Below are 5,639 nucleotides of genomic sequence, written 5' to 3'. Positions count from 1 at the left end.
GCGCCTTGTCCCCTCGGGCTGTAACGGTGTAAACGGCGACAGCCCCTGTCTCTTTGCAGAGGCAGGGGCTGTCTGTTGTTGGGGTTGGCGGCCACCTACTCTCCCGGGTGTGACCCCAGTACCATCGGCGCAGCCGGGCTTAACTTCTCTGTTCGGGATGGGAAGAGGTGCTCACCGGCGCCATAGCCGCCATTCTCTTTACCCGGTTTCTATGCGGGTGTGATGGCTATGTAAAAGTTCGTATTTTGACTAGTTGGGAGAGAAAAAAGCGTAGGCTTATAGGGCCAAGGGGCGGGCCGGCGTTGGCCGGATGTGCGGTGCACGGTTGAGAACGCGCTCGGGCAATTAGTATGGCTCGGCTTTGACATTTCTGCCTTTACACCTGCCACCTATCAACGTCATCGTCTCTGACGGCCCTTAAGGGAGATCTCATCTTGGGGCGGGTTTCGCACTTAGATGCTTTCAGCGCTTATCCCGTCCGAGCGTAGCTACCCTGCGCTGCGGCTGGCGCCACAACAGGTCCACCAGAGGCTCGTCCATCCCGGTCCTCTCGTACTAAGGACAGAACCCCTCAAATCTCCGACGCCCACAACAGATAGGGACCGAACTGTCTCACGACGTTCTGAACCCAGCTCGCGTGCCACTTTAATCGGCGAACAGCCGAACCCTTGGGACCTTCTCCAGCCCCAGGACGTGACGAGCCGACATCGAGGTGCCAAACCTCCCCGTCGATATGAGCTCTTGGGGGAGATCAGCCTGTTATCCCCAGAGTACCTTTTATCCTTTGAGCGATGGCCCTTCCATGCGGAACCACCGGATCACTATATCCGCCTTTCGGCCCTGCTCGGCTTGTAGGCCTCACAGTCAAGCTCCCTTCTGCTATTGCGCTCTGCGTACGGTTACCAAGCGTACTGAGGGAACCTTTGAAAGCCTCCGTTATTATTTTGGAGGCGACCACCCCAGTCAAACTACCCACCAAGCACGGTCCTCGTCTGTGACGAGTTAGGCGCCAGGCAACTCAAGGGCCGTATTTCAAGGAAGAATCCGCGACGCCTGGCGACGCCGCTTCGCATTCTCCGGCCTATCCTACACATGAGTTACCCAGCGTCAATGCTAAGCTATAGTAAAGGTTCATGGGGTCTTTCCGTCCCGTTGCGGGTACTCGGCATCTTCACCGAGACTACAATTTCACCGAGCTCACGGCTGAGACAGCGCCCAGATCGTTACACCATTCGTGCAGGTCGGAACTTACCCGACAAGGAATTTCGCTACCTTAGGACCGTTATAGTTACGGCCGCCGTTTACCGGGGCTTCGATTCAGAGCTTCGCCTTGCGGCTAACCCCCCCTCTTAACCTTCCGGCACCGGGCAGGTGTCAGGCCTTATACGTCATCTCTCGATTTAGCAAAGCCATGTGTTTTTGTTAAACAGTCGCCTGGGCCTTTTCACTGCGGCTTCTTGCATTGCTGCAAGGAAGCGCCCCTTCTCCCGAAGTTACAGGGCCATTTTGCCGAGTTCCTTGGCCGTGATTCACTCGAGCACCTTAGGATTCTCTCCTCGACCACCTGTGTCGGTTTGCGGTACGGGCTGCCATGCATTTAAACGCTTAGCGGGTTTTCTAGGGAGCCTGCTTAGGGACGCTATCCCCGCGGCCGAGGCCTTGGGGTACTATCAGCTTTCAGCTAGCCCGGCGTACTTCACTACCGGGCCACTACCTACGGCCTTCAACGCACTATTCCGTCAGTGCGCGGTCCTTTCACTTCTCCGTCACCGCATCGCTATGCATAGCCGGTACTGGAATATTAACCAGTTGTCCATCGACCTGCGCTTTCGCCTCGGCCTTAGGTCCCGACTAACCCTGATCCGATTAGCGTTGATCAGGAAACCTGGGTCTTTCGGTGTGCGGGTTTCTCGCCCGCATTATCGTTACTTATGCCTACATTTGCTTTTCCAAGCGCTCCAACGCCCCTTGCCGGGACGCCTTCTCCGCCCTTGGAATGCTCCCCTACCAGTGTAATAAATTACAATCCGCAGCTTCGGTGCCATGCTTGATGCCCGATTATTATCGATGCCCTGTCGCTCGACCAGTGAGCTGTTACGCACTCTTTAAAGGAATGGCTGCTTCCAAGCCAACCTCCTGGCTGTCTGAGCAACTGGACCCCCTTTGTTCAACTTAGCGTGGACTTTGGGACCTTAGCTGGCGGTCTGGGTTCTTTCCCTCTCGGCGCAGGACCTTAGCACCCTGCGCCTCACTGCCGTGTATATCAAGTGGCATTCGGAGTTCGTCAGGATTCGGTAGGATTTGACTCCCCCTAGTCCTATCGGTAGCTCTACCTCCACATGACTCCACCACGACGCTGCCCCTAAAGGCATTTCGGGGAGTACGAGCTATTTCTCAGTTTGATTGGCCTTTCACCCCTACCCACAGGTCATCCAAATCCTTTTCAACGGAAACTGGTTCGGACCTCCATTTGGTTTTACCCAAACTTCATCCTGCCCATGGGTAGATCACAAAGTTTCGCGTCTACCCCCTCTGACTGTGCGCCCTGTTCAGACTCGCTTTCGCTGCGGCTCCGTCCCTTAAAAGACTTAACCTTGCCAGAGAGGAGTAACTCGTAGGCTCATTATGCAAAAGGCACGCCGTCACCCAACGAATGGGCTCCGACCGCTTGTAGGCGCATGGTTTCAGGATCTATTTCACCCCCTTATTCAGGGTACTTTTCACCTTTCCCTCACGGTACTGGTTCACTATCGGTCTCTCAGGAGTATTTAGCCTTAGCGGATGGTGCCGCTGGATTCAGGCGGGATTTCTCCGGTCCCGCCCTACTCAGGATACCACTAGGGCCAAAAAGCTTACGCGCACAGGGCTCTCACCTTCTCCGGCGTGCCTTCCCAGGCACTTGCGCTTCAATTTTTGGTCCCACCACGTGGTCCTACAACCCCACCCCTGCCGTAACAGGAGTGGTTTGGGCTCTTCCGCGTTCGCTCGCCACTACTTGCGGAATCATTGTTATTTTCTCTTCCTCCGGGTACTTAGATGTTTCAGTTCCCCGGGTTCGCCTCCTTTCGGATACTTGGTCTTCAACCAAGTGGGTTGCCCCATTCGGATACCTGCGGATCAACTGGTATGTGCCCATCCCCGCAGCTTTTCGCAGCTTGTCGCGTCCTTCTTCGCCTCTGAGAGCCTAGGCATCCCCCATGCGCCCTTCTCTGCGTTCTCGCCGGTGGTCTTGCGACCGCCGGCCCGCTTCTTGGGCTGCACTAGAATTACTTCCAGGCAGTCTTACCTTATAATGTCTTTGTTTTTCTCTCTCCCATCATGTCAAAGAACTTCTCCTAGTTCAAAGCTCGGAGCTGCCGTCAGCCGCTCCGGGTGGTAACCCCTTGCGTTTAACTTCACTCGTCACTGTCACTAAGTTAGTAGTAAGAACCTGTCGTTCCTACTGTGGTGTTGTTGTAAGCCTTGGTGGAGAATAACGGAGTCGAACCGTTGACCTCCTGCGTGCAAAGCAGGCGCTCTAGCCAGCTGAGCTAATCCCCCTTCTTTTCAGGGTCACCCCCGAAGGTATAAGTGGTGGGCCTGCGTGGACTCGAACCACGGACCTCTACATTATCAGTGTAGCGCTCTAACCACCTGAGCTACAAGCCCCCGTGGCCTGTGAGCACTTGGGAACGCCGTTGATGCCGCACCTTGCTTTCAGTATTGGTAAGTTTTGAGAAGGAATGCTGAGACAGCGTAAAAGAAAAGGCGATAAGCACGGATCCGCGCAGGACGTCCACCAACATCTGCTTGGGGAAAAGGCCGACGGGCCGACCCTAGAAAGGAGGTGATCCAGCCGCACCTTCCGGTACGGCTACCTTGTTACGACTTAGCCCCAGTTACCAGTTTTACCCTAGACGGCTCCTTTGATGGTCACCGGCTTCAGGTCTCCCTGACTTCCATGGCTTGACGGGCGGTGTGTACAAGGCCCGGGAACGTATTCACCGCGCCGTTGCTGATGCGCGATTACTAGCGATTCCGGCTTCACGGAGTCGAGTTGCAGACTCCGATCCGAACTGAGACCGGCTTTTTGAGATTGGCTCCCTGTTGCCAGGTGGCGACCCTCTGTACCGGCCATTGTAGCACGTGTGTAGCCCTAGGCGTAAGGGCCATGATGACTTGACGTCGTCCCCGCCTTCCTCACTCCTTGCGGAGGCAGTCCCTTTAGAGTCCCCATCATAACATGCTGGCAACTAAAGGTAGGGGTTGCGCTCGTTGCGGGACTTAACCCAACACCTCACGGCACGAGCTGACGACAGCCATGCAGCACCTTGCTTTGTGCCCCGAAGGGAAGCCCCATCTCTGGGGCGGTCACGCGCATTCTAGCCTAGGTAAGGTTCCTCGCGTATCATCGAATTAAACCACATGCTCCACCGCTTGTGCGGGCCCCCGTCAATTCCTTTGAGTTTCACCCTTGCGGGCGTACTCCCCAGGTGGATTACTTAACGCTTTCGCTTGGACGCTTGCCGTGTATCGCAAACATCGAGTAATCATCGTTTACGGCGTGGACTACCAGGGTATCTAATCCTGTTCGCTCCCCACGCTTTCGTGCCTCAGCGTCAGTTTCGGCCCAGCGAGCTGCCTTCGCAATCGGGGTTCTTGGTGGTATCTATGCATTTCACCGCTACACCACCAGTTCCGCCCGCCTCGACCGAACTCAAGCCCGCCAGTATCAACGGCAGTTCCAGGGTTGAGCCCTGGGATTTCACCGCTGACTTAACGGGCCGCCTACGCACCCTTTAAACCCAATAAATCCGGACAACGCTTGCACCCTCCGTATTACCGCGGCTGCTGGCACGGAGTTAGCCGGTGCTTATTCATCGGGTACCGTCAGTTACTCCCGCAGGAGCGTTTTCTTCCCCGATAAAAGCAGTTTACAACCCAGAAGGCCTTCTTCCTGCACGCGGCATGGCTGGGTCAGCCTCTCGGCCATTGCCCAATATTCCCTACTGCTGCCTCCCGTAGGAGTCTGGTCCGTGTCTCAGTACCAGTGTGGGGGACCATCCTCTCAGAACCCCTAGCCATCGTCGCCTTGGTGGGCCTTTACCCCGCCAACTAGCTAATGGCACGCATGCCCATCTTCCACCGCCTCAGCTTTGAGCACTCTCCGATGCCGGAGTGTGGTCTTATGCGGTATTAATCCACCTTTCGGTGGGCTATCCCCCAGTGGAAGGTAGGTTGCATACGCGTTACGCACCCGTGCGCCACTAACCCAGGAACCGAAGTCCCTGGATCCGTTCGACTTGCATGTATTAGGCCTGCCGCTAGCGTTCATCCTGAGCCAGGATCAAACTCTCCATTGTAGTGTTTACTTTTCAGGCTTCCGAAGAAACCAATGTGTCTGTTCGACCCGTGGCCTTTTCCTTACTACTCTGTGATGTGAATCACTTGAATTGACGCGGTGGAGGTCCGAAGACCTGCCCGCGCGGATGTACCTATCTTACTATTCTTTTTTCTGTCTCAACAATCTCTCAAAGAACTTTCCGGAAGACTTCCTCTTCCGCTAGCGCCTTCCCTATTAGAAGGCGGGTGTTTTTACTTGTGACCGGGGCGACTCTGGGGCGAGCCCTTCGTCGTTTTCGGTGTGCAAAGGTCGGAAA

At 55.6% G+C, this 5,639-nt stretch carries 2 tRNA genes and 3 rRNA genes; all 5 read right to left on the bottom strand.

Annotated elements, in window-relative coordinates:
• Positions 1–82: 82 nt before the first annotated feature.
• Positions 83–194 (bottom strand): 5S ribosomal RNA (rrf, locus tag AC4QZR_RS19805).
• Between the two features lie 131 nt (positions 195–325).
• Positions 326–3,219: ribosomal RNA gene (locus AC4QZR_RS19800) — 23S ribosomal RNA — on the bottom strand.
• 244 nt (positions 3,220–3,463) lie between these two features.
• Positions 3,464–3,540: transfer RNA gene (locus tag AC4QZR_RS19795), tRNA-Ala, on the bottom strand.
• Positions 3,541–3,571: 31 nt separating this feature from the next.
• A tRNA-Ile gene (locus AC4QZR_RS19790) sits at positions 3,572–3,648 on the bottom strand.
• Between the two features lie 171 nt (positions 3,649–3,819).
• A 16S ribosomal RNA gene (locus tag AC4QZR_RS19785) occupies positions 3,820–5,342 on the bottom strand.
• Together the 16S, 23S and 5S rRNA genes with 2 tRNA genes alongside form the textbook arrangement of a ribosomal RNA operon.
• Positions 5,343–5,639 lie beyond the last annotated feature (297 nt).

This window comes from Pontibacter sp. YIM B11418 (assembly GCF_059278805.1).
This window is presented reverse-complemented; position numbering and strand designations above follow the sequence as displayed.